The 23,611-nt window shown below is 59.9% G+C and carries 23 protein-coding genes; 16 read left to right on the top strand and 7 right to left on the bottom strand.

The genetic code is table 11. The features are described from left to right. Window positions 1-15: 15 nt before the first annotated feature. Together panD and ACZRN6_RS20695 are read left to right on the top strand one after the other, a co-directional pair. Window positions 16-399 (top strand): aspartate 1-decarboxylase, encoded by a 384-nt coding sequence (panD, locus tag ACZRN6_RS20700; protein ID WP_464008723.1) that lies wholly within the window; start codon window positions 16-18, stop codon window positions 397-399. 27 nt (window positions 400-426) lie between these two features. Continuing rightward, on the top strand, window positions 427-1,299 hold the full coding sequence (locus ACZRN6_RS20695) for an SDR family NAD(P)-dependent oxidoreductase (RefSeq protein WP_464008722.1): 873 nt from the start codon (window positions 427-429) through the stop codon (window positions 1,297-1,299). 192 nt (window positions 1,300-1,491) lie between these two features. Here the strand turns inward: ACZRN6_RS20695 and ACZRN6_RS20690 are convergent, their stop codons facing one another. Beyond that, window positions 1,492-4,248, bottom strand: coding sequence for a LuxR C-terminal-related transcriptional regulator (locus ACZRN6_RS20690; protein ID WP_464008721.1), 2,757 nt, complete (start codon window positions 4,246-4,248; stop codon window positions 1,492-1,494). Between the two features lie 367 nt (window positions 4,249-4,615). Between ACZRN6_RS20690 and ACZRN6_RS20685 the strand changes: the two genes are divergently transcribed. The 14 genes from ACZRN6_RS20685 (at window position 4,616) to ACZRN6_RS20620 (ending at window position 19,127) form a co-directional block, all read left to right on the top strand. Continuing rightward, on the top strand, window positions 4,616-5,356 hold the full coding sequence (locus tag ACZRN6_RS20685; protein WP_464008720.1) for an SDR family NAD(P)-dependent oxidoreductase: 741 nt from the start codon (window positions 4,616-4,618) through the stop codon (window positions 5,354-5,356). Between the two features lie 14 nt (window positions 5,357-5,370). Next, window positions 5,371-6,423: a phosphotransferase family protein gene (locus tag ACZRN6_RS20680; protein WP_464008719.1), complete on the top strand. Its 1,053-nt coding sequence runs from the start codon at window positions 5,371-5,373 to the stop codon at window positions 6,421-6,423. A 55-nt stretch (window positions 6,424-6,478) separates the two neighbouring features. Further along, entirely contained in the window at window positions 6,479-7,522 is a 1,044-nt protein-coding gene (locus ACZRN6_RS20675; protein ID WP_464008718.1) for an alcohol dehydrogenase catalytic domain-containing protein, read from the top strand. Window positions 7,523-7,568: 46 nt separating this feature from the next. Further along, the gene (locus ACZRN6_RS20670; RefSeq protein WP_464008717.1) at window positions 7,569-8,789 is read left to right on the top strand and encodes an acyl-CoA dehydrogenase family protein; all 1,221 of its coding nucleotides are present in this window, start codon (window positions 7,569-7,571) and stop codon (window positions 8,787-8,789) included. A gap of 78 nt (window positions 8,790-8,867) precedes the next feature. Next, window positions 8,868-9,641, top strand: a complete 774-nt coding sequence (locus tag ACZRN6_RS20665) for an enoyl-CoA hydratase/isomerase family protein (RefSeq protein ID WP_464008716.1) — start codon at window positions 8,868-8,870, stop codon at window positions 9,639-9,641. Window positions 9,642-9,737: 96 nt separating this feature from the next. Continuing rightward, complete coding sequence (locus ACZRN6_RS20660; protein WP_464008715.1) at window positions 9,738-11,045, top strand: MFS transporter; 1,308 nt, start codon at window positions 9,738-9,740, stop codon at window positions 11,043-11,045. Window positions 11,046-11,054: 9 nt separating this feature from the next. After that, complete coding sequence (locus tag ACZRN6_RS20655) at window positions 11,055-12,335, top strand: MFS transporter (RefSeq protein ID WP_464008714.1); 1,281 nt, start codon at window positions 11,055-11,057, stop codon at window positions 12,333-12,335. Between the two features lie 12 nt (window positions 12,336-12,347). Next, window positions 12,348-13,118: an SDR family NAD(P)-dependent oxidoreductase gene (locus ACZRN6_RS20650; RefSeq protein WP_464008713.1), complete on the top strand. Its 771-nt coding sequence runs from the start codon at window positions 12,348-12,350 to the stop codon at window positions 13,116-13,118. A 34-nt stretch (window positions 13,119-13,152) separates the two neighbouring features. After that, window positions 13,153-13,938: an SDR family NAD(P)-dependent oxidoreductase gene (locus ACZRN6_RS20645; protein ID WP_464008712.1), complete on the top strand. Its 786-nt coding sequence runs from the start codon at window positions 13,153-13,155 to the stop codon at window positions 13,936-13,938. Between the two features lie 70 nt (window positions 13,939-14,008). After that, entirely contained in the window at window positions 14,009-15,277 is a 1,269-nt protein-coding gene (locus ACZRN6_RS20640) for an acyl-CoA dehydrogenase family protein (protein WP_464008711.1), read from the top strand. Next, window positions 15,274-16,434, top strand: a complete 1,161-nt coding sequence (locus tag ACZRN6_RS20635; RefSeq protein WP_464008710.1) for a CaiB/BaiF CoA transferase family protein — start codon at window positions 15,274-15,276, stop codon at window positions 16,432-16,434. Before ACZRN6_RS20640 ends, ACZRN6_RS20635 begins: the two co-directional genes overlap by 4 nt. A 47-nt stretch (window positions 16,435-16,481) precedes the next feature. Then, window positions 16,482-17,540, top strand: coding sequence for a phosphotransferase family protein (locus ACZRN6_RS20630; protein ID WP_464008709.1), 1,059 nt, complete (start codon window positions 16,482-16,484; stop codon window positions 17,538-17,540). A 41-nt stretch (window positions 17,541-17,581) separates the two neighbouring features. Next, the gene (locus ACZRN6_RS20625; protein WP_464008708.1) at window positions 17,582-18,280 is read left to right on the top strand and encodes a nitroreductase; all 699 of its coding nucleotides are present in this window, start codon (window positions 17,582-17,584) and stop codon (window positions 18,278-18,280) included. Between the two features lie 133 nt (window positions 18,281-18,413). Continuing rightward, window positions 18,414-19,127, top strand: a complete 714-nt coding sequence (locus ACZRN6_RS20620) for a hypothetical protein (protein WP_464008707.1) — start codon at window positions 18,414-18,416, stop codon at window positions 19,125-19,127. 3 nt (window positions 19,128-19,130) lie between these two features. Here ACZRN6_RS20620 and ACZRN6_RS20615 read toward each other — a convergent pair whose 3' ends face one another. The 6 genes from ACZRN6_RS20615 to ACZRN6_RS20590 are packed head-to-tail and all read right to left on the bottom strand — an operon-like array spanning window position 19,131 to window position 23,603. Continuing rightward, complete coding sequence (locus ACZRN6_RS20615) at window positions 19,131-19,556, bottom strand: MaoC/PaaZ C-terminal domain-containing protein (protein ID WP_464008706.1); 426 nt, start codon at window positions 19,554-19,556, stop codon at window positions 19,131-19,133. Then, window positions 19,553-20,008 carry a MaoC family dehydratase N-terminal domain-containing protein gene (locus ACZRN6_RS20610; RefSeq protein WP_464008705.1) on the bottom strand — a complete coding sequence of 152 codons (456 nt, stop codon included), beginning with the start codon at window positions 20,006-20,008 and terminating at the stop codon, window positions 19,553-19,555. Before ACZRN6_RS20610 ends, ACZRN6_RS20615 begins: the two co-directional genes overlap by 4 nt. 13 nt (window positions 20,009-20,021) lie before the next feature. Further along, the gene (locus ACZRN6_RS20605) at window positions 20,022-21,017 is read right to left on the bottom strand and encodes a VOC family protein (protein WP_464008704.1); all 996 of its coding nucleotides are present in this window, start codon (window positions 21,015-21,017) and stop codon (window positions 20,022-20,024) included. Window positions 21,018-21,047: 30 nt separating this feature from the next. Continuing rightward, window positions 21,048-21,848, bottom strand: coding sequence for an enoyl-CoA hydratase/isomerase family protein (locus tag ACZRN6_RS20600; RefSeq protein ID WP_464008703.1), 801 nt, complete (start codon window positions 21,846-21,848; stop codon window positions 21,048-21,050). Window positions 21,849-21,877: 29 nt separating this feature from the next. Then, entirely contained in the window at window positions 21,878-22,768 is an 891-nt protein-coding gene (locus tag ACZRN6_RS20595; protein WP_464008702.1) for an SDR family oxidoreductase, read from the bottom strand. 34 nt (window positions 22,769-22,802) lie between these two features. Beyond that, on the bottom strand, window positions 22,803-23,603 hold the full coding sequence (locus tag ACZRN6_RS20590) for an enoyl-CoA hydratase-related protein (protein WP_464008701.1): 801 nt from the start codon (window positions 23,601-23,603) through the stop codon (window positions 22,803-22,805). Window positions 23,604-23,611 lie beyond the last annotated feature (8 nt).

The raw sequence follows: 23,611 nt of genomic DNA, 5'->3' as shown, positions 1-23,611 counted from the left end.
AAACAAGGGGGGGACATGACTAGAACATTGCTTCGAGGAAAGCTACACCGAGTGACGACAACGCATGCCGAACTGAACTATGAGGGCTCCTGCGCTATTGATGAAAACCTATTGATCGCTGCCGACATCTGTGAATACGAACAGATAGATATTTACAATATCAACAATGGCGAGCGTTTTACGACATATGCCATCAAGGCGGAGTTCGGATCCGGCATCATTTCAGTCAACGGCGCCGCGGCACGTAAGGCGGCTCCAGGCGATCTGCTCATCATAGCCAGCTTTGGTGCGTGTGCACAAAGCGCTCTTGCCGACTGGAAACCCCGTTTGGTCTACGTCGACTCCAAGAATTGCATCGTGCGTCAAAGTGACAACATCCCCACACAGTTGGCCAATTAAACAACCTTCAATTCAAGGAATGCCAATATGGATACCAACATCGAAGCAGCAGTAGGCGCGCGGCGTCGCCTGGAGGGCAAGGTCGCAATTATCACTGGCGGCGCGAGCGGTATAGGGCGTGCGTCGGCATTAGTCTTTCTCGATCAGGGGGCAAAGGTCGTTATCGCCGACCTCAACACCGGCACAGCCAATGAGACATTGGCTTTGGCTGCACAAAAAGGTCATTCCGCGTCGATACGTTTCCTGCGCACTGATGCCTCTAACGAAGAAGACATCGAAGCAGTGATTGCCTTAACTCTAAGCGATTTTGGCCGTCTCGATTGCCTCTTCAACAACGCCGGTGTCGGCGGTGCCATGGGTCCAATCACTCAAACTTCGGTCGAGGATTGGGATCGGACCAACGCATTACTTTTGCGTTCGGTCTTTCTTGGCATCAAGCACGGCGGTAATGCGATGAGACAGCAGGGATGTGGCGGCTCGATCATCAACACTTCATCCACTGCAGGGCTCAATGCCGGCAGCGGACCAGCAGCCTATTCGGCAGCGAAAGCGGGCGTTATAAACCTGACCCAGAGCGCTGCCGTCGAACTTGCACACGCCCACATCCGCGTCAACAACATCGCGCCCGGCGGAATCTACACGCCACTGATTCGTGGCGCGAAAAACGAGCAGGAGATGCATGCTTTCATGAAAGGCCGTCTACCGTGGCCCGCAGTCGGTCTGCCCGACGACATCGCCAATGCCGCTTTATTTCTGGCCAGCGACGAATCGCGCTTCTGCACAGGAACAACCCTGCTTATCGATGGCGGCCTGCTGGCATGGGGACCCGGTCTGTTTCCCTTTGGCGGAATCTATAGCGAGGAACAAAACTTCAGTACCGGCAACACCGGCCAGAGTTAAGGGCATTGATTTGTCCCGTCATCGCTTGCGCTGCCCCGCTGGTGCGCGGATAAAAGCTAACGCCTGCCAGTTAAGAAAAACGCCTCCTATCTCTTGTATGGAAGCCGCGTTTTTCACTCGTCTGTGCTGCATCGGCGGAAGTTAAAAATCGCCGATTACAGACTTAACCGAACGGCACTACCGACAATGAGATCAACGGATCCAACCCAGGCGTCTGGCCATATTCACCGCCTGTGTACGGTTGCCCGCACCAAGCTTGGCATTTATCTTGCGAAGATGCGATCTGACCGTGCTCTCCGTGACGAAGAGCTTTTCAGCAATGGCATTATTTGACAAACCAAAGGACACGAATTCGAGAATATTCAATTCACGCGCGGAAAGTGAAACCGTCGCGTCCAAAATTTCTCCTTCGGAGTTTTCCAGGTCCAGGCTGCATCCCGCCCGCAACAAAACGCGATCAATGAATAAGGTCAGTTCGTCCCCTTGATCCTTGCCTTCCACCTGCCTGGCCAACCGCAGTTCACGTATGAGCTCGATAGTAGGGGTTCCTTCTTCCAGAAAGATACGAATCAACCCTTCGTGGCAAGCAGTCTCCGCACACTCCTGAATCAACCGCATGGCCAGCCTCAATTGGCCAGACATATGCAACGCCTTGGCGAGTAAAATTTTGAGTTTCAAGACACGGCGGTTACGAGATTTGTTTTGGGCAGATCGGATTTCAGCCTTGATCAAATCGATGATCTCAACATCTCCATAACCATGCACGAACAGGCGAAAACGACAGAGTTCTGTGGTTTCCAGATCGTTGGCCGGCATGATCATTCCGCGCAAACTCGCCCACGCAGCTGGGTGTTCAGCTCGTTCGCATTGATTCTTCGCCTCCATAAGGTCTCCTCTCAACATGGCCATTCTGGCTCTTTCCAGTTGGGCGGAAGCAATTACGCGCGGCAAGTTGTTCTGCCGGCCAAAGTATTCCAGTTCGCTCAAGTTGTGATAACAGTGATCGAGATCGCCGCGATCATGTGCAATGCGTGCGTAGATGACATGGCTGATAATCAGTTGATCTGGCAGAACGTACTCCCTCACTATAGGAAAATAAAGCGCCAGTAACTGCTCAGCTTCTTCCAACTCATCAATATTGTACAAGGCCTCGGCAAGATATACCGCCGCAATCGATCGGCCGACGCTACGACTGCCAAAAGCGACTTCAGCCTCGCCTAGCGCCACACGGAAATGTGCAATAGCTTCTCTAACACGCCCTTGTGCCAGGCTCACAAGCCCTTGCAGACACATCGTATAAACGGTAGGGAAAGTTGTACATTGACTCTCCCCCCCAGGATTCGAATGGGTGAGTAACTCAATCGCGTCAGAATAACGGTTGGCCGCAACCCGCCAGGTTGCCAACGTCGTGGAGAGAATGGCATAGCAAAAGCTGTCCCGCTGGACTACGGTATGGATAGCCTCCTCCGCCAGCCAAAAACCTTCCTCATGACGATCGAGAATCGCAAGAATGTATGGTCTCAGAGCGTCGATTTCGTTGGACACCTCATCGTTGTCCGCAAACCCCACCTTATCACTGTTGAGCTCCTCCAGGCGTCGCAGCGCCTCAGTACCTCGCCGAGTAAAGGTTAGTGCCCATATATGAGCAAGTCGCAATCGCGGCTTAAGTCGAAGCGCCTCACTGGGCAAAGCATCGAGCCAACGCGCCAACAGTCGAAAGCGTCCGTCAAAAAGCAGACTGTTGCTACGGGAGGCAATAAGAGACAAAGCATATTCGGTCACGCCCGAAGCCAAAGCATGTTCAATTGCCGGAATAGGCCGCCCCTCAGCTTCATACCACTTGGCGGCGGTCAAATGAAGGCCAGGGATCTTCTGGGGATAAAGTCGCTCAAGCTGACCTCGCAGGAATGCGGCAAAAAGACCATGGTAGCGATAGAGATTCCTCTCGCCACCATCCAAGGTCGTGACGCAGACATTGGAGTGTTCCAAGCGCTTTAACACTGCGTCGCTGTCATTTCGGCAGCAAACAGCATCGCACAGGGACTTGCTGAGTTCGCCGAGGATGCTGCTCTTGAGTAGAAAATTCTGTACGTCTTCCGGTTGATTCGAGAGAACAGCCTCGACAAGGTATTCAGCCATGGCCGAATTCGAGCCCGAGAACGTGGAAATAAAGGCTTCCGGGTCTTTCCGAATTTCCAGCGCCATGGAGACCAACCAGAGTGCCGCTGGCCAACCTTCTGTATCTCCGTACAGTTTGGAAATGCCCGCTTCGGAGAGTTTCAACCCTCTTTGCGTCCGCAAGAAGAATTCGGTTTCCACGCGGGAAAAGCGAAGCCACATTTGATCCACTTCCACCAGTTGCCCTTGAGCACGAAGGCGGCCAAGTTGAAGGTTGGGCGTCTCGCGAGAAGCGATTGCCAGTTGTCCCCCGGCTGGTAAGTGACTGATAATCACTCTTAGCAGATCATCGATAGACCGGTTGGAAACCGACTCGAACTCGTCGATGAAAAGCGTGAATGGATGTTCACAATCGGCCACACTATCCACCAACTTCAGCGCTAACTGATCGATGCCGGGCGTTACTCCAGCAGAGGTCCAGTACTCCTCATCGAACCCCTCCGGCCTCAATACCAGGTTGAAAGCATCAATAAGGTAGGTCAGGAAACGGCGAAAGTCGTCGTCGCCGGGATCAAGTGTCAACCAGGCTACCCGCCGGCCATCGACCTGAAGGTGATCAAGGTATTGGCGCATTGCAGTGGTCTTGCCGAAACCAGCGGGCGCACGGAACAAAATCAGCTTGGCATCGGCGGATCGCTTCACGAACTCGGCAATATCTTTCCTCACGACAGATCGAGATGCCGCCGCTGGCGCGGCAAGTTTGGCTCGCCGGACATAATTGGGCAATTGCACCTGCAAGCCGACTGAATCGATCGATGGATTGCTCGGCATACGTTTTCTCCCTTCTATTATTCTGAATAACCGTCGTTCTCGTCAGGCACCCAAGCGTGATACGCCGGATTAAGGGTATTCGAGCCATTAACGGAGCAAGCAAGACAAGCATGCCGAAAATCACTTAGGAAGCACAAGGCGGCCCTAGGCAGAGAAATCGGCAACAACCATTTCAAGACAGAGAAACCTTTATCTTCTTCTGGATAGTCCCACAGATACCGGTAAAAGAAACTGTCTGATACGACGATGCCCCCCTTCCCTTTTCTGTCCAGACTAGACACCGCTGAACAACCAAACAGCATGACTCTTGGGCGATCCACCTCTGAATCATGGCTAACAGACTGACGCAATTTGGAAGATCTTTTAGATGACACAGGAACTCGACTTTTCCGGGAAGACGGTGCTGGTTGTAGGGGGGTCGAGCGGTATCGGAAACGCCATCGCCCAGGCGTTCCGGGCAAAAGGGGCAAACGTCCATGTGTGGGGCACCCGGGCCAATACCGACGCCTACACAGACTCTCCGGATTCGGATCTAGCCGGTCTGCACTATACGCAGGTAGATGTGTCTGCCCCCCGTGTGATCCAGAACTACAGCCCAGATTTCGAGCGCCTCGACGTGCTGGTGCTTAGCCAGGGTATCGTTCTCTATGACAGGGCCGAGTTCCAGCCCGAGAACTTCCGTAAAGTGATAGACGTGAACTTGAACAGCCTGATGGATTGTTGCGCACTCTTTCACGACATGCTCAAGGCGAGTGCCGGATCGGTCATTGTCATTAGTTCTTCGTCCGCCTTCCACTCCACTCGCGGGAACCCAGCCTACGGTGCCTCCAAGACAGGCGCCATGGGCTTGACGCGCAACCTGGCCGATGCCTGGGCACCGGACAACATCCGAGTCAATGGCATCGCCCCCGGCATGGTGCCCACCAAGATGACCAAGGCCACTACTGACCACCCGAAGCGCATCGCAACGATGTGCTCGCAAATCCCCTTGGGTCGCCTCGGTAGGACGGAGGAAGTCGCCGGAGTCGCTTTATTCCTCGCCTCCCCCCTCGCCTCGTATGTGATCGGCCAGACCATTCCGGTCGACGGCGGTCTAACCTTGCGCTGATCCGGGAGATTGAGATGATGAACGAAGCCTGGCGAAAACTCGTGGATGTTGGTCGGCTTGCCACGTGGATGGATAGTCGAGGCCTGGAGCAAGGGCCGATTGAAAATGCCAGTCCCCTAACCGGCGGCACCCAGAATCTGTTGCTGCGCTTTCGGCGGGGCGATCGGCAATTCGTTCTGCGACGCCCTCCGCAGCATCCGCGAATGGATGGTACGGCAACAATGCAGCGCGAAGCCAAGGTGCTGGGTGCCCTAGCCGATACTCAGGTTCCCCATGCGCGCTTGATCGCCAGTTGCGACGACAAAGCGGTACTCGGTGCCGGCTTTTACTTGATGGAGCCGGTGGAGGGTTTTACCCCCACGGGGCCGTTGCCTGCGCTCTTCGTCGAACATACCGGTTACCAACAGCGGATCGGGATGGCCATGGCGGAAGCCATCGCCGAACTCGGTACCGTCGACTACGTGGCAGTAGGCCTTGCCGATTTCGGCAGAATCGAGGGATACCTTGAACGCCAGGTAGGTCGCTGGTTATCCCAGCTCGAAGGCTATCGCGAATATCCGGGCTGGCCCGGACCGGCAAGCATTCCGGGCATCGAGTCTGTAGGTGCTTGGCTGGAAGCCAGCAAACCGGCCCGTTTCCAACCGGGCATCGTGCACGGCGACTATCACCTGGCCAACGTAATGTTCCAGCATGACCGTCCAGAGCTGGCGGCAATAGTCGACTGGGAACTGGCCACCATAGGCGACCCACTGATCGATCTTGGCTGGCTGATCGCCACCTGGCCCGACGAGGATGGCTCCGGCATCGTACCCAAGCTTGAAGCGTCGCCCTGGGATCATTTTGTTCGGGCCGACGAACTGATCGACCGTTACGCGCAAACCAGCCAACGGGATCTGTCGGACCTGCGCTGGTACACGGTACTGGCCTGTTACAAGCTCGGCATATTGCTGGAAGGCAGCTATGCCCGCGCCTGCGCCGGCAAGGCGTCAATGGATGTCGGCCTGTCGCTGCATGCCGCCACGCTCCGCTTGTTCGAACGCGCCCAGAATTGGCTGGAGAGACGTTAGGCATCTTGCCCCCCAGAAAAACCGAAATTCGCTACACCTTTGACGAGGACGATCGATGAAAGCGCTCTGCTACCGGGGTCCGCAAACTATCCGCTACGAGACGGTGGCGGATGCCAAGCTGGAAGATGATGGCGATATCGTGTTGCGCATGGAAGCATGCGGAATATGCGGCAGCGATCTGCATATCTACCACGGCCTTCCCTTTCCCGGCACCAAAACTCCCTGCTTCAGTGTCGGCCACGAAGCCATCGGCGAAGTCATGGAGGTCGGCAAGGCAGTGCGCCGCTTCAGACCGGGTGACCGGGTCATGCTCTCCGCCTCGGTGGGATGTGGCGCCTGCCGGAACTGCCTGATGGGCAATGTCCAGGCATGCACGACTGCAGCGATGCGCATCTACGGCATCGGGCGCGAACTGGCTGGCTGTCAGGCCGAGGCCATTCGGGTTCCGGCTGCCGACTTCAATGTAAGCCTGATTCCAGAGGGAATCAGCATCGAGCAAGCCATCATGCTGACTGACAACCTCCCCACCGCCTGGTTCGGATGCATAAATGCCGGGATTCGTCCGGGGGATACAGTGGCGGTCGTCGGTCTCGGCCCGATCGGCCTGATGGCAGTGGAAAGCGCCTTCGCACTCGGTGCAAGCCGTGTCTTTGCGGTTGATCTGTTGGCAGAGCGGCGTCAGATCGCGGCGAGCCTGGGCGCAACTCCACTGGAACCCACCACCGCCCTCACCGAAATCCACGACGCCACTAGTGGTCGCATGGCGCATTGCGCCGTGGAAGCCGTCGGTCTTGATGCGACGATTCAGCTCGCCATAGGGCTAGTCGCGAAGCAGGGAACTATTTCAGTGGTCGGTGCCGGCACCGCTACTAGCAAAGACTTTCCCATCCGCGAGCTATTGATCCGCAATCTCACTTTTCGCGCTGGAGTGTGTTCGGTGCAAGAGCACTGGGAATTACTGATCCAGCTCATTCAGCAAGGCAGATTGCACCCTGAACGTTTCGTCACCCACTCTTTCCCCTTGAACCAAGGCGAAGAAGCCTATCGGATGTTCGATGCGCGCACCGATGGTGCGCTAAAGATGGTCATGACGCCGTAGCCTTAGCCATGCCCTGCGCAATGCAAATCACAGCGAGAGACTCACCATGAACTTCGATTTCAGCCCCAAGTCAAAAGAGCTACAACAGCGACTGCTACGTTTTTTCGACGAACACATCTACCCCAACGAGCACCGTTTTACCGAAGAAGTGGAATCCAATCGTCATGCTGGCAACGCCTGGCTAGCGACCGGCGTAATAGAGGAACTCAAGACCAAGGCAAAAGCGGCGGGCTTGTGGAACCTGTTCCTGCCTCACTCCGCGCGAGCGCCGGAAGGTCTATCCAATCTGGACTATGCCCCTCTTTGCGAAATCATGGGGAAAGTGCATTGGGCCCCCGAGGTATTCAATTGTTCAGCGCCGGACACCGGCAATATGGAAACCCTGGAACTCTACGGTACCGAAGCCCAGAAGGACACCTGGCTCGATCCGCTGTTACGCGGTGAAATCCGTTCCAGCTTCGTCATGACCGAACCGGATGTGGCCAGCTCGGATGCCACCAACGTGCAGACCCGAATCGAGCGTGAAGGCGACCACTATGTTATCAACGGCAGTAAATCCTGGATTTCCGGTGCTGGCGATCCACGCACAAAGATATTCATCATCATGGGCAAGACCGATCCGGCGGCCGCCCGTCATCTGCAGCAATCGATGATACTGGTCCCAGCAGATGCCCCCGGCGTAACGGTGGTACGCCCACTGCGCGTACTCGGGTTCGACCACGCCCCCTCGGGCCACATGGCCGTCGAGTTGGTCAACGTCAGGGTGTCAGTCGACAATCTGCTCCTCGGCGAAGGCCGCGGCTTCGAGATCGCCCAGGGCCGCCTGGGGCCAGGGCGCATCCATCACTGCATGCGCTGCATCGGAGTCGCCGAGCGCGCTCTGGAACTCCTGGTGCGGCGAGCCAAGAGCCGAGTGGCGTTCGGTCGCCCCCTATCCGAACAAGGCGTCTGGCGCGAGCGTATCGCCGAGGCCCGCATCATGATCGAACAGGCCCGCCTGCTGGTGCTCAAGACCGCCTACCTGATGGACACCGTAGGCAACAAGCAGGCGCGCGGCGAAATCGCCATGATCAAGGTGCTGGCGCCCAACGTCTCCAGCCGGATCGTCGACTGGGCCATCCAGATGTTTGGCGCTACCGGCCTGTGCGATGACACGCCGCTGGCCGAAATGTACGCCCTGCAACGCGCGATTCGTTTCACCGACGGGCCGGACGAAGTGCATCGCAACGCCATCGCCAAACTGGAGCTAGCGCGCTACGACGCCTAGAACAGCTCACGTAGTGTCTCATACACCCGTAAACATGCTTGAGCCCATGCTGGCATATGGGCTCTTCTGGGGGTTCTGGTGACTTACCGCTTCGATACGATAACCGGCACGCTCGATCGTGGCGTCTTGTTCGCCACCATCGATAACCCGCCCTGCAACGTCATGTCGGTACAGATGATGGCCGACCTGACCGAACTGGGCCAACGGATCCCCACAGACGACAGCGTGCGGGTGCTGGTACTGCAAAGCCAGGCTCCGGATTTCTTCGTCGCCCATTTCGATACCTCCGTCGTCATCCAGAAACCCATCGAGGGACTGCCCAAACGGTCGAGGGAATTGAGCCCGCTGCAAGCCATGTGCGCAGGACTTCGGGACAATCCGAAACCCAGCCTGGTGAAAATTGCCGGTCGCGCTGGCGGCGGCGGCGCGTCGGGATCGCAGAATCTGCCCCGGCTCATGGGCCGCGGGCGAGCGCTCGAAGTCATCCTCGGCGGTGACGATCTGGATGCCGAGACGGCAGAACGATGGGGTTATCTCAACCGCATCTTCGACACCGTTGAGGAAATGAACAGATTCGTCGATGCCCTGGCGTTGCGTATCGCGAAATGGCCACCCCATGCGGTGGCGCTGGCAAAGGAATCGGTAGGCAACATCGACCTGCCCTGGCGGCAGGGCCTGCTGGAAGAACAGTTGCTCGCCACCCACGCCATACGCGACCCCGCGACCAAACGCCTGCTGCGCATATTCATGCAATTGGGCGCGCATACCCATGACGGAGAGACGCGCATGGGGCAATTGCTCATCGAGGTTGCAAACGCGCTGGCCGCCGAATCGGAGACCACCACACCCTGACCCACCACCGACCACACCTATTCACCGTGGGTTGTCCGAGCTGCAGGCCCGGCTTCTCGATCGAGAACAGCCACAATAATAAATAGAGGCTTTCACATGTTGATGAAGAAGACTCACCGCGCCTGGCTTTTGCTGGCCTTCTGTTGCCTGCTGGTGGCAACCATGGGTACCACTACCCTGCTGTCTTTTTTTACTTTGCCGGTATCCACCGCACTGGAGGTTCCACGGGCTGCCTTTACCCTCTATACCAGCATCATGTCCCTGATGGTCATCGTGTCCATGCCGTTCTGGGGCAGGATGCTACCCAGGATCGGCATCCGGGCGATGGTCGCCATCTCAGGTGCGGGCGCCGGCCTTTCCTACATAGCGATGTCCTATTTCACCAGTCTGTGGCAATTCTATGTCGCCGGCATCGTCGTCGGTTTTACCTTGCCGGCCTGCTCGTTCCTGCCAGCATCAGTGATCATCACCAACTGGTTCGAGCATCGTCGAGGAATGTCCATGGGCATTGCCATGGCCTTTACCGGAGTCTATGCCGCGATTGGCAGCACCTTCCTGCCCAGCATGATCATCGAAGCCGGCTGGGAGTCAGCCTACAGACTGCTGGGAGCCGTTATTTTGGTGCTGACGCTTCCGGTGGTGCCGTTCCTGTACAGCCATCCGGCGAAGATCGGCCTGCAACCCTATGGTGCTAAGGAGGACAGCGACCCATCTGGATCGGCTGACACCCCAGCGGGCATATGCGCGCGGGCGGTCTACCGCTCGCCGGCGTTCTGGCTCATGTGCATGGCGCTGTTCTTCGGGCATGCCTCCATCATCGGTTTCATCCAGCACGCTCCAGCCCATTTGACCAGCAAGGGCATCAGCCCGGTCGAGGCTGGGACCTTCATGGGCCTGTGCATGCTTTCCCTGATCGGCGCCAAGGTGACCCTGGGCTGGCTGAACGATCGTATCGGGACGGTCAACGCCAATCTCGTCTGCCTGTTCTTCGGCGCCATCGCACTGTTCCTGTTCACCCGAATGAGCGGGCAGGCAGTCTTCTCCACCATCGGCGTGGCGCTGTTCGTCGCCTATGCCTTCGGCTACGCCTACAACAGCATCTTCCCACCACTTTTGATATCGCGGATGTTCGGCGCGACAAAGGACTTCGCCTCCATATATGGCGTCGCCTATGCCCTCGCCTGTGTTGGTGTCGCCATAGGTCCACCCTTATTCGGCACTTCCTACGACCTGACCGGTTCCTACGACACCATGCTGATCATCAGCCTCTGCTTTGTCGCCATCTCCGCTGTGCTGACCGTTCTTGCCGTGCGGCTGAGCGACCGCATTCCCAAGACGGTACGGTGTAGGCCGGCCAGGCTCCACGTCCGGTGCACCCGCCGAGAGCAGTCCAATAATAAATAGAGGCTTTCCATGAAGATAAAAGAAAAGGTTCACAGAGCATGGTTGTTGCTGGCCTGCAGTTGCCTGCTGGCTGCGCCGCTGGGAACGATAACCCTACTGTCCTTCTTTACCTTGCCCGTCTCCACGGCCCTGGAGGTTCCGCGGGCGGCATTCACCCTCTATACCAGCATCATGTCGCTCATGCCTCTGGTTTCCATGCCTTTCTGGGGCCGGATGCTGCCCAGGATAGGTATCAGGGCCACGGTCGCCATCTCCGGGGCGGGCGCAGGCCTGGCATTCATCGCCATGTCATACTTCACCAGCCTGTGGCAATTCTATGTTGCCGGTATCGTCATCGGCCTCACATTGCCCGGGTGCTCGCTGCTGTCCGTGTCGGTCATCATCACCAACTGGTTCGAGCACCGCAGGGGAATGGCCATGGGTATTGCTGTTGCCTTTACCGGGGTGTATTCCGCCATCGCCAGCACATTCATTCCCGGCATGATCATGACAGCCGGCTGGGAGTCGGCCTACCTGTTCCTCGGGATAGCAGTGCTGGCATTGACTATTCCAACCATACCCTTCCTGCACAGCCAGCCGTCGGAGATGGGCCTGAAACCCTATGCCGACGAAGAAGAAACCGCGTCAGCCGGACCGCTCGATACGCCTGCCGGTATCGCTGCCGGGGCAGCTTACCGGTCGATACCGTTCTGGCTCATCTGTGCGGCAATGTTTTTCGCGAATGCGGCCATCACCGGATTCATGCAGCACGCCCCAGCTCACCTGGTAAGCAAAGGCATCAGCCCGGTCGAAGTCGGAACATTCATCAGCCTGTGCATGCTTTGCATGATAGGCGCCAAAATACTCCTGGGCTGGCTGAATGATCGTATCGGGACAGTCAACGCCAATCTCGTCTGCCTGTTCTTCGGAGCGGTGGCTTTGTTGCTGTTTACCCGGATAGACGGGCAGCCGGTCATATCGGTCATCGTCATTGCACTGCTCGTTGCCTATGCCTTTGGCTACGCCTACCAGACCATTTTTCCGGCGCTGCTAATATCCAGAATGTTCGGCGCGAATGACTTCACCGCCATCTACGGCACGGCGTTTGCCCTGGCCTGTGTCGGGCTTGCCTCGGGGCCGCCGCTGTTCGGGACGTCCTACGACCTGACCGGTTCCTACGACACCATGCTGATCATCAGCCTCTGCTTTGTCGCCATCTCCGTTGTGCTGACCATTCTTGCCGTGCGCATGAGCGATCGCATGCCCAAGGCCAACCAGACAACAGACGCAATCGCACCCATCAATTGCTGAAGGAGCTCTCGCATGGCGAACAACAAGAGAGGACTGGAGGGAACCGTCGCGGTCGTGACCGGAGCGGCTCGGGGAATCGGCCGCGCCATCGCCGAACGCCTTGCCGGCGAAGGCGCCCGTGTTGCCTGCCTCGACGTCAGCCCAGCGCGCCTCGAGGCGTCCGTCGCGGAAATGCGCGCCGACGGCCTGGACGTTCACGCTTATGTGGTCGATGTCGCTCGGCGCAGCGAGGTGCATGAAGTATTCCAGCACATCGAAGCCGACCTTGGCGGGCCGCTGACGACGCTCGTAAACAGCGCCGTCTGGGCGCGCTATCAATCAATCGAAGAGATCGACGAAGAGACCCTGGAGAAGATGCTCGCCGTGGGCCTGAAAAGCATCATCTGGGCAACCCAGGCCGCGACGGCGCAGATGAAGCGACGCGGCTCCGGGACAGTCATCAACCTCAGCTCTGCGGCCGCCGTTCTGGCGCTCAAGAACTCCGTCGCCTACTGCGCCATCAAGGCGGCGGTAGCGGGCCTGACGCGAGCCGCGGCACTCGATCTCGGCCCCTATGGCATCAGGGTGAACGCCATCGCGCCCGGCATGATCGGCACACCGGCCTCGCTGGGAAAATTCGACCAGGCCACCCTGCACGCCAGAGAGCAGAACGTACCCATCGGCCGCTTTGGCGACGCCAGCGAAATTGCCGCGGCGGTGGCCTTCCTCGCCTCGGCGGACAGCAGCTACATCAACGGTGCCCTGATCATGGCCGATGGCGGCCTGACCATCGCAGGCACCTGAGTTCGTGTCTTTATCGGCCCACGAGGACAAGGTTATGCAACGGTTACAGAACAAACGCGTAATCATCACCGGCGCAGGCAGTGGCATCGGCCGGGCCAGCGCGCTGCGCTTCGCCCAGGAAGGTGCCCAGGTGCTGGTCACCGGCCGCACCGCGACCAGGGTCGAGGAAACCGCTGACCTGATCCGTGCCGCCGGCGGCAGCGCCTTCGCGATGGCGGCGGATGCGGCAGTCGAAGCCGATGTCGAAGCCATGGTCTCTCGCTGCATCGCCGAATTCGGCGGCCTGGAGGTTTTCTTTGCCAATGCGGCAACCTGGGTCGGCAACGTCTCCCTGTTCGACCAGACCGTCGCCCAATGGCAGGAGGTGCTGCGGGTCAATCTCATCGGTGCCTTTCTCGCCACCAAGCACGCCGGCCGCCATATGCGGGCGCAGGGCACCGGGTCGATCATCTTCACCTCATCGGTGGCGTCCTTGCGCGCCAATGCCGGAGACGCGGCTTACAGCGCCAGCAAAGCCGCCATCAACTCCCTTGCGCAAGTGGCTGCCAACGAACTGTCCGGCAGCGGCGTGCGGGTCAACGCCATTCTTCCGGGACTCATCGAGACGGAAGGAACCAAGGCGCTGTTCGACGCGGCCAAAGCACGCGGCGCGGCATCCAAACTCGGGCAGGTCAATCCGCTCAAGCGACCCGGACAACCCGAGGAAATCGCCGCCATGGCGGCATTCCTCGCCAGCGAGGATGCGTCCTATGTAAACGGCCAGGCCATCGCGGTCGATGGTGGTGTATCGAGCACGCACCCGTTCGGCCGCCTCAATTGATCTAACGCCAACCCAAGACGCCTGCCTTTGGTGTCAGTCGAAGCCAACCCCATCAAGCAGGAGCTATCCCGTGGATCTGGAACTGCCAAAGAAGCTTACCGACTACCTCGCCGAGCTGGATGATTTCATCGAGCGCGAAATCAAGCCGCTGGAAAACGATAACGACAACATCCGCTTTTTCGATCACCGACGCGAGAACTCGCGGACCGATTGGGAAAATGGCGGCCAGCACGCCAAAGACTGGAAGGCGTTGTTGGCCGAAGCGGTGCGCCGCGCCGACGCGGCGGGCCATTACCGCTACGCCTTGCCCAAGGCCTATGGCGGCCAGGATGGCAGCAACCTGGAAATGGCGGTGATTCGCGAGCACCTGAACACCAAGGGTCTGGGCCTGCACAACGACGCCGCCACCGAGCACGCCATTGTTTCCGTGCAGGTGCTCACAGCTCAATTGCTGATTGAGTTCGGCAGCGAAGCGCAAAAGCGCAAGTACCTGCCACCGCTCCTCGACAGTTCCGCGGCGATGGCCATGGCGATCACCGAGCCCGATCACGGATCGGACGCCACCCATATGGAAACCGTCGCCCGGCGCCAAGGCGAGCACTGGATCATCAACGGCAGCAAAACCTGGAACTCGGGCGCCAATTGGGCCGACATCAACATGGTGTTCGCCCGCACCAGCGGCAAGGCCGGCGACGCCACAGGCATCACCGCCTTCCTGGTGCCGCTCAAACCCGAGGGCACACCGGGGCATGTGGTGGAGGAGCTGTTGTGGACCTTCGTCATGCCCACCGATCACGCCACCGTCAGCCTCACCGACGTCAAGGTTCACAACGACGATATCGTCGGCCGTGAAGGCCAGGGCCTGGCGATCGCCCAGCGCTTCTTCAACGAAAACCGCATCCGCCAGGCTGCGGCGAGCCTTGGCGCGGCGCAATACTGCATCAACGAGTCGATCAGCTACGCCAAGCAACGGGCGCCCTTCGGCAAGCCACTGGCGAGCAACCAGGGCATCCAGTTCCCGCTCGTCGAGTTGCAAACGCAGTGCGAAATGGTCCGTGCCCTGCTCCACAAGACCGCCTGGCTGATGGACAAGTACGGAGCAGCAGCGCAAGGCGACAAGGTATCCATGCTCAACTTCTGGGCTAACCGGCTCTGTTGCGAAGCGGCCGACCGGGCCATGCAGGTTCACGGCGGCCAGGGCTATTCCCGGCACAAGCCTTTCGAACACATCTACCGCCACCACCGCCGTTACCGCATCACCGAAGGCACCGAGGAAATCCAGATGCGCCGTGTCGCCGGCTACCTGTTCGGCTTTATGAAACTGGGTGGCGAAGCATGAGCGGGCCACTGGCAGGGGTGAAGGTCGTCGAGATCGTCGGCTTGGGGGCCGCGCCGTTTTGCGCCATGATGCTGGCCGATATGGGCGCGGAGGTAATCCGCATCGACCGGCCGGGCGGTGGCGAGATCATGAAACTGGTCGAACCGCGTTTCGACGTCATGGCCCGCGGGCGGCGCTCGGTGGCCATCAACCTGAAAAAACCGGGCGCTACCGAAGCCGTGCTCGACCTGGTGGCGCAAGCCGATATCCTGCTGGAAGGCTTCCGCCCCGGTGTGATGGAACGCATGGGGCTGGGCCCGGACGCCTGCCTCGCGCGCAATCCCAAACTGGTCTACGGGCGCATGACCGGCTGGGGCCAAGACGGCCCGCTGGCGCAGGCTGCCGGCCACGACATCAACTACATCGCCCTGGCCGGTGTGCTGCATACCATAGGCACGCCGGACGAACCGCCCTTGCCGCCCATGAACCTGATCGGCGACTTCGGTGGCGGTGGCATGCTGCTGGCCTTCGGCATCCTCTGCGCCCTGCATGAAACGGGGCGATCCGGCCACGGCCAGGTGGTCGACGCGGCCATGGCCGAAGGCTCGGCGCTGCTCGCCGTCATGAATTGGGGCTTCAAGGCCGCCGGGCTGTGGCGCAACGAGCGCAGCAGCAACGTCAATGATGGCGGCGCCCACTTTTACGCTGCCTACACCTGCGCCGATGGTCACTGCATTTCGATCGCCTCGGCAGAGCCGCAGTTCTATGCCCTGCTGCGCCAGAAACTGGGGCTGGACGACCCGGTTTTCGATGCGCAACACGACCACCGGCGCTGGCCGGAACTCAAGGAGCGGCTCGCCGGGATCTTCAAGACCAGGACCCGCGCCGAATGGTGTGCGTTGCTGGAAGGCACTGATGTCTGCTTCGCTCCGGTACTTGACTGGGATGAAGCGCCCGGGCATCCGCACAACCGTGCACGCGGCATGTTCATCGACATCGATGGCGTCACCCAGCCGGCCCCGGCGCCGCGTTTCAGCCGTACCTCACCGCAACCGCCTAAGCCCCCCTCCGCTCCTGGTGCCGATACCGAAACGGCATTGCGCGACTGGGGGTTCGATCCCGGTCAGATCGACCAGCTGCGCGCCACGGGAGCGATCCCGCCGAAGCCGGGCACATAAGGCCGCACAGGCCCTTACTCATAGACTACGACGAGGCAAGCACAACCATGTTCATCGACAAGAGCCGCGAGGCGATACAGGACTGGGACGCCATCTCCCGCTACCTCGCCGGTCAGGGCATGACCCTCGACCGAGACATAGAGATTCGCCAGTTCGCCTCTGGCATCGCCAATATGAACTATCTCGTTTCGCTCGACGGCAAGCCCGCGGTGTTCCGGCGCCCGCCCAACAACGACGCGCCTCCCGGTGCCTACGACTTCGCCCGCCAGTACAAGATCCTCTCGCGGCTTGGCAAATGCCTGCCGACCATACCGCTGGGGCTGGCGTATTGCGACGACCCCAGGGTGATCGGCGTGCCTTTTCTGATCAGCGAGTTCCGCCAGGGCCTAGCGATCTCCCGCGAGCTGCCAGCGCAACTCGCCGCTGTGGACGACATCGGCGGCAAACTTGGCGCGCTGATCGTCGACGCCCTGGCGCAACTGCACCGCATCGACCCCGCCGAGGCCGGTCTCGCCGACCTGGGCAGAGCCGAAGGTTTCATCGCTCGGCAAATCCACGGCTGGCACAAACGCGCCTCGCGAGTCATGTCGGGCGAGTCGATGCGCAAGGTCGAGCAACTGCGCGACTGGCTGGTGGCCCACCAGCCTGCCGAACGACCGGCCACCCTGGTGCATCTGGACTTCAAGCTGGACAACGTGCTGGTCGATGCGGACAGCCTGACCGTACAGGGTATCGTCGATTGGGAAATGGCGACCATCGGCGACCCCTGCTACGACCTGATGCTGATGCTCGTCGTCTGGGGCGAGCCGAACGACAGCCCGGTCTATGCACAGCAGTGCTGCATGCCCTGCGGTGCCCCCGGATGGTGGACCCGGCGGCAGACGCTGCAGGCCTATCAACGACAAACCGGCATCCAGCTGTCCGAGGCGGAGGTGAAGTTCTACTGGCTGCTGGCGATGCTGCGCAACGTCGGCGCGCTGGCCCAACTGATCGCCCTCTACCAGCGGCGGGCCATGCCCAATGCCAGCACCCTCGACATGCCCACCGTCCTCGCCACCACCCTGGACCACGCCGTCGTCCTGACCGTCCGGCCACTCGACTGGTAACAGACGCACAACGACACCCGACAGTAAACATGGGAAGACAAATGGAAAAGCACTCCCGGCTCCCTGAGCAACACACCTGCTCGTTCGATGAAGTCATCTTCAGGAGACGTTCGGTTCGCGGCTTCCTTGACGATGAAGTGCCCGACGACATGTTGAAGGAAGTCTTCAGCCTCGCCCAGCGAACGCCGTCCAACTGCAACGTACAACCCTGGATCATCCATGTGCTGTCGGGCCAGGCCCGCAATACCTTGCGGGAAAAGCTGCTCGCGGCGGCGAAGTTTCCCGAAAACATGCACCCGGACTGGCCCGTCGATACCCGCTACGAAGGCGTTTTCCGCGAGCGGCAATTCGACGCCGCCGCCCAGCTCTACGGTGCCATGGGGGTGGAAAGGCAGGACAAGGCAGGACGCAACGACGTCTACCTGCGCAACTTCACTTTTTTCGATGCGCCCCATGTGGCCTTCATTTTCCTGCCGTTGCCCTTCGACGTCCGCCAGGCAGCGGACTGCGGCATGTATGCCCAGACCCTGTTGCTGGCGATGACCTCACGCGGGATCGACTCCTGCACCCAGGGCGCCCTGACCCTGTATCCCGACCTGGTGCGCGAACAGCTCGGCATTTCAGCGCAGCATCGCTTGCTGCTGGGCATTTCCTTCGGCTACGAGGATGCCGAAGTGAAGGCGAACGCCGCCCGTGTCGGCCGGGGCGCGCTGTCCCAGGCCGTCCAGTTTCACCGATGAATTACCAGGCTTCATACGATTGCTCTGGAACATCGATTTCTTATGGATGAACACCCACGATGGAACCCTGATGACATACCACAAGAAAAATGGATGGCATCGACTGCCTGGCTGCCTATACCTGGCCCTGCTCATGTCCTCTGCACTGGCCATGGCCGAAGGCGAGGCAAGTCGCCAGGATGACATCCAGGCGATGCGAACGCTGGCCAGTTCGGTGACGGCGAACGTGCTGATCTATTACAACCTCAATGGCACTCCCTACGACATCAGCAATGGCGAAGCCTACAGAAACGACATGGCGCATCTGCAAAGACTGGCCAGGCAGTTCGGCCACGGCATCATCATCGAGCAGGTGCAGAATCTGGATGCCACCACCGCCGGGCTGAAGAACCTGCCGCAGTCCGGCGCTGCGGCGCGTTCGACCCTATCGGCCTACGCCCGCTGGCGCCCTCCCCTCATCGATGCGCATGCCCACCTCGACAGTGTGCTCGGCGCACTCCATGACGAGCTGCCGCCGGCATCGGGAACCCGCTGCGTGCTGCATGATCTCAGCCATGAGATCGGCCAACTGCTGCTGGAATATCAGCAGGCGTCCTTCCCCTACCTGGCCTCCGTCTGGCTTCCGGACAGCCAGGCCATGATCAGGCTGGATACGTCGGTAGCACACCGCTTCACTACACTATCCGCGCAGGATGTCGATCTGGCTCAATCCCTGAAGGCACCAATCCAGGATTATCGCTTCGTGCGCCAGCCCCTGCCCACCTCGGGACAGTGGGCGCCCAATGCGGTTGGGCGCTACCTGATACAGTCCATGCAGGCACTGGATACGCAAGCCCGCGGGCGCTGAACCTCATCGCAGGCGGGTGTCGGCCTTCGGCGCGAGTGCCACGCAGGCCTCGCCTATCACTTTCAGCTCCCCGGCCTCGCAGGTCACGCGCACCGCGACGCGCGTCAGGTGTTCCCCGTCATACTCGCTCATATCGAGGATCTCGCCACTGCATATCAAAGCCGTACCCAGTTCCACCCGGCTGACGAATCGCACGTCAAACCGGCGAATCTGCGACTGCGGTATCCAGTCAGTGAGAAAACGGCCAAGGTAGGCCATCGACAGCATGCCGTGGGCAAATACGTCAGGCAGGCCAGCCCGCCGAGCGAAGTCGCTGTCGATATGCACCGGGTTGTGGTCACTGGACGCCCCCGCGTAGAGCGCCAGCGTGGTCCGCTCAATGGGTGTCAAGCGCAGCGGTTGCGGACCAGGATTATCGACGTCCCTCATACCAGCCTCCCGTCATGCTGCTGCACACCCACACAGCGCAGATCGGCAATGTGCTCGCCCATGGAATTGGTGACTCGCGTTTCACGCACGAAGAACTCCAGGGCCCCATCACGGCGGCTATAAATGTCGCTCAGCCGCGGTTCGAAGGTAAGCACATCACCGGCACAGGCCATCCGGTGATAGACGAACGACTGTTCGCCATGCAGCAAATGCCTCAGGTCCAGATCGAGCAGCCGTTGCAGTTCCCAGGGATCGGGAGAGTCGTTCTCCAGGCAGAACAAAAATGTCGGCGGCACCGGAATGTTGTGGTAGCCGGATTGCCGCGCGGCAGCCTCATCCAGATAGACCGGATCGAGTTGCCCGGTGGCCTTGGCGAAAAATCGCAAACGGCCCTTTTCCACCTCGACGCTGTGCGGCGTCAGGCAATGGCCAATCAGAGTCCTGTCCAGCATGCTGCGCTCCCCATCATGAAAGCTGCGGACGCGCTTTCCAGTTGGCGAAGGGGTTGAAAATGAAGTCGTCGATATTGTTTACAAAAGCTTCGGTCAACTCCATATGAAAGCCGAGCCTCGGCATTAGATCGACGATCCGCTGCGGAGCGAGATGTTCCGGCAGGTTCTCGCGACCGACCAGTTGGCCGAAATCGAGGGAGAAGCTGCGTAGATCCTGCACATCCTGTTGCGCCAGCGCCGCCACGGTCTCGGACATGTCGCGCACCAACCAGGTAATGTTGTGAATGGCGCGGCCTCTGCGTGCAAGCAGTTGCGCCCATGGGGAGTCTTCGGTTTTCGGGAGGCAATACTGAAGAACCACATTACCCAAATTCACATGGACGATATCGAGAGAACCCAGACTACTGAGAAACTCAGCAAAGCCACTCTCGACCTTCTCCGAGCCGAACAGCCGCTGTAACAGAGCACAAGGGTCGTCCAGGTCATCAACGGCGAGTTCGACATGCAGAAGGGGAGACAAATTGCCGAACAGCGCGTCTCCCGGCGGTTCATCGTCGCCCGCTACCCTCGAACTACCGATGGCCCCGATCAGCTCGATGTTAAAACCGAGACGCGCCATCGCCGCAAACACACAGACCGGTGCCTCAACGAGGCCCGCGGCGGTCTGCAGGTCGATGTTCGAGCGATCGAGAACGGCAATCCCCTCCTGCGCGAATGCAGCCTCCGTGGAGATCAGGTCCGCGACGAAAAACGCCAGGCTATGAACCTGCGGCCCATGTTCCCTGAGTTGCCGGTGAAGCCGTCCATCCACCGAGCCCGGCTGGATGAATTGCAGCCGGACGTCACCGAGCCCCGCATGCACTATCCGCGTCGCACTCTCCTGTTGCGAAGACGAAGAGGCCCGCTGCAACAGCGGGGCGTCGAAAACATCGCCGAGCAAACGCCCCGCCGCAGCGGCATCATCCACGATCGCGCTGATATGGCTCAGGACTGATAGTTGTATCGACATACATCCTCCTCTCTCGGTCCAGGCATTCGCCTACCCTGCCGTAGGGTAGTGGGGCTGGCGTTTTTCGATGAACGCTGCCATCGCTTCGCGGAAACCCTCACCATGGGCGCACAGGGTCTGGTTGCGGTCTTCCATGGCGATCACCGCTTCCAGGCTCTGGCCATCGATGGCATGACCCAGCGCCTCCTTGGTCAGGCGCAGCCCCAAAGGCGCTGTTCTGAGCATATCTTCCACCAGGGCACCGGCTTCCTCATCGAGCCGTTCCGGCGCGACCACGCGACTGACCAGCCCCAGTTCGTAAGCGCATTGCGCATCGATGAAGCGCCCAGTCAGCATGTATTCCGCTGCGGCCGAGCTGCCCACCATGCGCGGCAGGAAATAGCTGAGGCCCATATCGCAGGCACTGAAGCCGATACGGATGAACGCGGCGTTCATGCGCAGGGTCGATGTGGCGATACGCACGTCCGTCGCCAGGGCCAGGGCAATGCCGCCGCCGCAGGCGGGTCCGTTGAGCAGGCCGATGATCGGTTGCGGGCAACGGCGCATGGCGATGACGATATCGCGGTAGCGGCGGGTAGACGCCAACCCCTCCGACACCGAAAGCGTCGTGGTCTGCGCAGCGTGTTGCGTGAGATCGAGTCCGGCACAGAAAGCCCGGCCTGCGCCGCGCATGACCACGACCCGGATATCCTCGCGCACATACAAGCCGGTGAAGAGGCGTCCCAACTCGTCGACCAGTTCGAGGTCGAGCGCATTCAGGGCTTGCGGTCGGTTCAGCGTGACCCAGAGTACGGGTCCCCGCTCGTCCAGTTCGAGACAGTTGTATGTCATATTTGCAGTCTCCATACCCTGTTTGCTGCTCAAGTCGTGCGCTTGGCCTTGTCGGCGGCATTGCGTTCGTCGATCAGTTGGCGGGTGCGACGCCAGTCTTCGTCGGTCAAGTTGGTCAGCTTGGCGAAGTTGCCGCCGGTCGCCGGGTACAGCCCGCCGTCGATCACGATGGTTTCGCCATTGATGTAGTCGGAGCCCGGCGCCATCAGGTAGACCGCCAGGTTCGCCAGCTCGGACATCTCCCCGGCGCGTTGCATGGGCACATCGTCGCCGGGTTTGGCGGCCCCAGTGGGATCCAACCTGGCGGCAGCGCTCTCGGTTGGAAAGACCCCCGGCGCGATGGCGTTGACGCGGATACCGCGCCCACCCCACTCCACCGCCAGGGATTGCGTCATCGCATTCAGACCCGCTTTCGACATGGCGGAGGGCACGGTGAACGCCGAGCCGTTCCAAACCCAGGTGACCAGCGTGGACAGGACGTTGGCTCTCTGACCCGCCGCCAGCCAACGTTTTCCGCATTCCAGGGTGATGTAGAAGGAGCCGTGGAAGACGGTGCTGGCAATCGCATCGAAGGCCCGGGGCGACAAGTCCTCGGTGCGGCTGATGAAGTTCCCGGCGGCATTGTTGATCAGACCGGTCAGCGCGCCACCATCGTCCCAGATGCGGTCGAGCATGGTGGCGATGGCCTCGGGCTGGCGGATGTCGCAGGTCAGTGCCACGACCTTACCGCCATGCTGTGCCATCAACTCGGCGGCGGCCAGTTCCACCACGGCAGCACGCCGTCCGCAGATATAGACCTCGCTGCCCAACATTAGAAAGGCTTCGGCCATGACCCGTCCCAGTCCCGTCCCGCCACCGGTAATCAGGATGCGCTGCCCGCGCATCAGACCCGGTTTGAACATCAAGTCGTCAAGCTGCATCGGTGTTTCCTCTCATATATGCAGGCATTCAGGATCAACGCTCGAAGACCGGCGCGCGCTTCTCGAAGAATGCCTTCACACCCTCCCTGAAGGCAGGTGAGTCCAGCAGTTCGCGTTGCCGATCGCGCTCATAGCCGAGCTGGGCCAACAGGTCTTGGCTGCCCGCCGCATTCAGCGCGCGACGCGCTTCGAGGGCGCTATGCGGCGGTATCTGGGCCAGCCGTCCGGCGATATTTCTCGCCTCGTCCAACAGCGCATCATCCTCGACACAAGCCCAGATCAATCCCCACTCCAGCGCCTTCTCCGCCGACAGGCGATCGCCCAGCAGCAGCAACCCCAGGCTCCGTGCGCGCCCTATCCGTTGCGGCAGAAACCAGGTTGCACCCATATCCGGCACAATACCCAAACGTGGTAGAAACGGCGTGAGGAAATAGGCCGAGCGTGCGGCAATCACAATGTCCGCCGCCAACGCCAGCGCCACGCCCCCACCCGCTGCAACGCCATTCACGGCAGCCACCACCGGCAGAGGAAACTGCTGCAATGCCAAAATGAGCGGATTAGCGAGTGCATCCATGGTCGCCGCAGCCCGCTCACCGATGGACAAGCCATTGATATCGACGGCATCCATTTTCCCGAGATCAGCACCGGAGCAGAACGCCTGCCCCGCGCCGGTGAGAATCAATGCCCGCACCTCATCCCGTGTGCGCAGCCAATCCAGCGCCTCGATCATTTCCCGCAGGCTAGTCTCCGAGATACTGTTTCGGCTGCGGGGCTGGCTCAGTGTAAGCGTGGCGATGTGATCCGAAATATCCATATGGATCGTCGAAAAGCGCATAGCGGCAT

Source organism: Pseudomonas sp. A125, from assembly GCF_055409485.1.
Note: the sequence above shows the minus strand (reverse complement) of the source record. Positions and strands in the feature narration are given on the sequence as shown.

Coding starts and splice junctions, on each gene's coding strand:
- panD (WP_464008723.1), top strand. CDS start 16: ATGACTAGAACATTGCTTCGAGGAAAGCTACACCGAGTGACGACAACG.
- ACZRN6_RS20695 (WP_464008722.1), top strand. CDS start 427: ATGGATACCAACATCGAAGCAGCAGTAGGCGCGCGGCGTCGCCTGGAG.
- ACZRN6_RS20690 (WP_464008721.1), bottom strand. CDS start 4,248: ATGCCGAGCAATCCATCGATCGATTCAGTCGGCTTGCAGGTGCAATTG.
- ACZRN6_RS20685 (WP_464008720.1), top strand. CDS start 4,616: ATGACACAGGAACTCGACTTTTCCGGGAAGACGGTGCTGGTTGTAGGG.
- ACZRN6_RS20680 (WP_464008719.1), top strand. CDS start 5,371: ATGATGAACGAAGCCTGGCGAAAACTCGTGGATGTTGGTCGGCTTGCC.
- ACZRN6_RS20675 (WP_464008718.1), top strand. CDS start 6,479: ATGAAAGCGCTCTGCTACCGGGGTCCGCAAACTATCCGCTACGAGACG.
- ACZRN6_RS20670 (WP_464008717.1), top strand. CDS start 7,569: ATGAACTTCGATTTCAGCCCCAAGTCAAAAGAGCTACAACAGCGACTG.
- ACZRN6_RS20660 (WP_464008715.1), top strand. CDS start 9,738: ATGTTGATGAAGAAGACTCACCGCGCCTGGCTTTTGCTGGCCTTCTGT.
- ACZRN6_RS20655 (WP_464008714.1), top strand. CDS start 11,055: ATGAAGATAAAAGAAAAGGTTCACAGAGCATGGTTGTTGCTGGCCTGC.
- ACZRN6_RS20650 (WP_464008713.1), top strand. CDS start 12,348: ATGGCGAACAACAAGAGAGGACTGGAGGGAACCGTCGCGGTCGTGACC.
- ACZRN6_RS20645 (WP_464008712.1), top strand. CDS start 13,153: ATGCAACGGTTACAGAACAAACGCGTAATCATCACCGGCGCAGGCAGT.
- ACZRN6_RS20635 (WP_464008710.1), top strand. CDS start 15,274: ATGAGCGGGCCACTGGCAGGGGTGAAGGTCGTCGAGATCGTCGGCTTG.
- ACZRN6_RS20630 (WP_464008709.1), top strand. CDS start 16,482: ATGTTCATCGACAAGAGCCGCGAGGCGATACAGGACTGGGACGCCATC.
- ACZRN6_RS20625 (WP_464008708.1), top strand. CDS start 17,582: ATGGAAAAGCACTCCCGGCTCCCTGAGCAACACACCTGCTCGTTCGAT.
- ACZRN6_RS20620 (WP_464008707.1), top strand. CDS start 18,414: ATGTCCTCTGCACTGGCCATGGCCGAAGGCGAGGCAAGTCGCCAGGAT.
- ACZRN6_RS20615 (WP_464008706.1), bottom strand. CDS start 19,556: ATGAGGGACGTCGATAATCCTGGTCCGCAACCGCTGCGCTTGACACCC.
- ACZRN6_RS20610 (WP_464008705.1), bottom strand. CDS start 20,008: ATGCTGGACAGGACTCTGATTGGCCATTGCCTGACGCCGCACAGCGTC.
- ACZRN6_RS20605 (WP_464008704.1), bottom strand. CDS start 21,017: ATGTCGATACAACTATCAGTCCTGAGCCATATCAGCGCGATCGTGGAT.
- ACZRN6_RS20600 (WP_464008703.1), bottom strand. CDS start 21,848: ATGACATACAACTGTCTCGAACTGGACGAGCGGGGACCCGTACTCTGG.
- ACZRN6_RS20595 (WP_464008702.1), bottom strand. CDS start 22,768: ATGCAGCTTGACGACTTGATGTTCAAACCGGGTCTGATGCGCGGGCAG.
- ACZRN6_RS20590 (WP_464008701.1), bottom strand. CDS start 23,603: ATGCGCTTTTCGACGATCCATATGGATATTTCGGATCACATCGCCACG.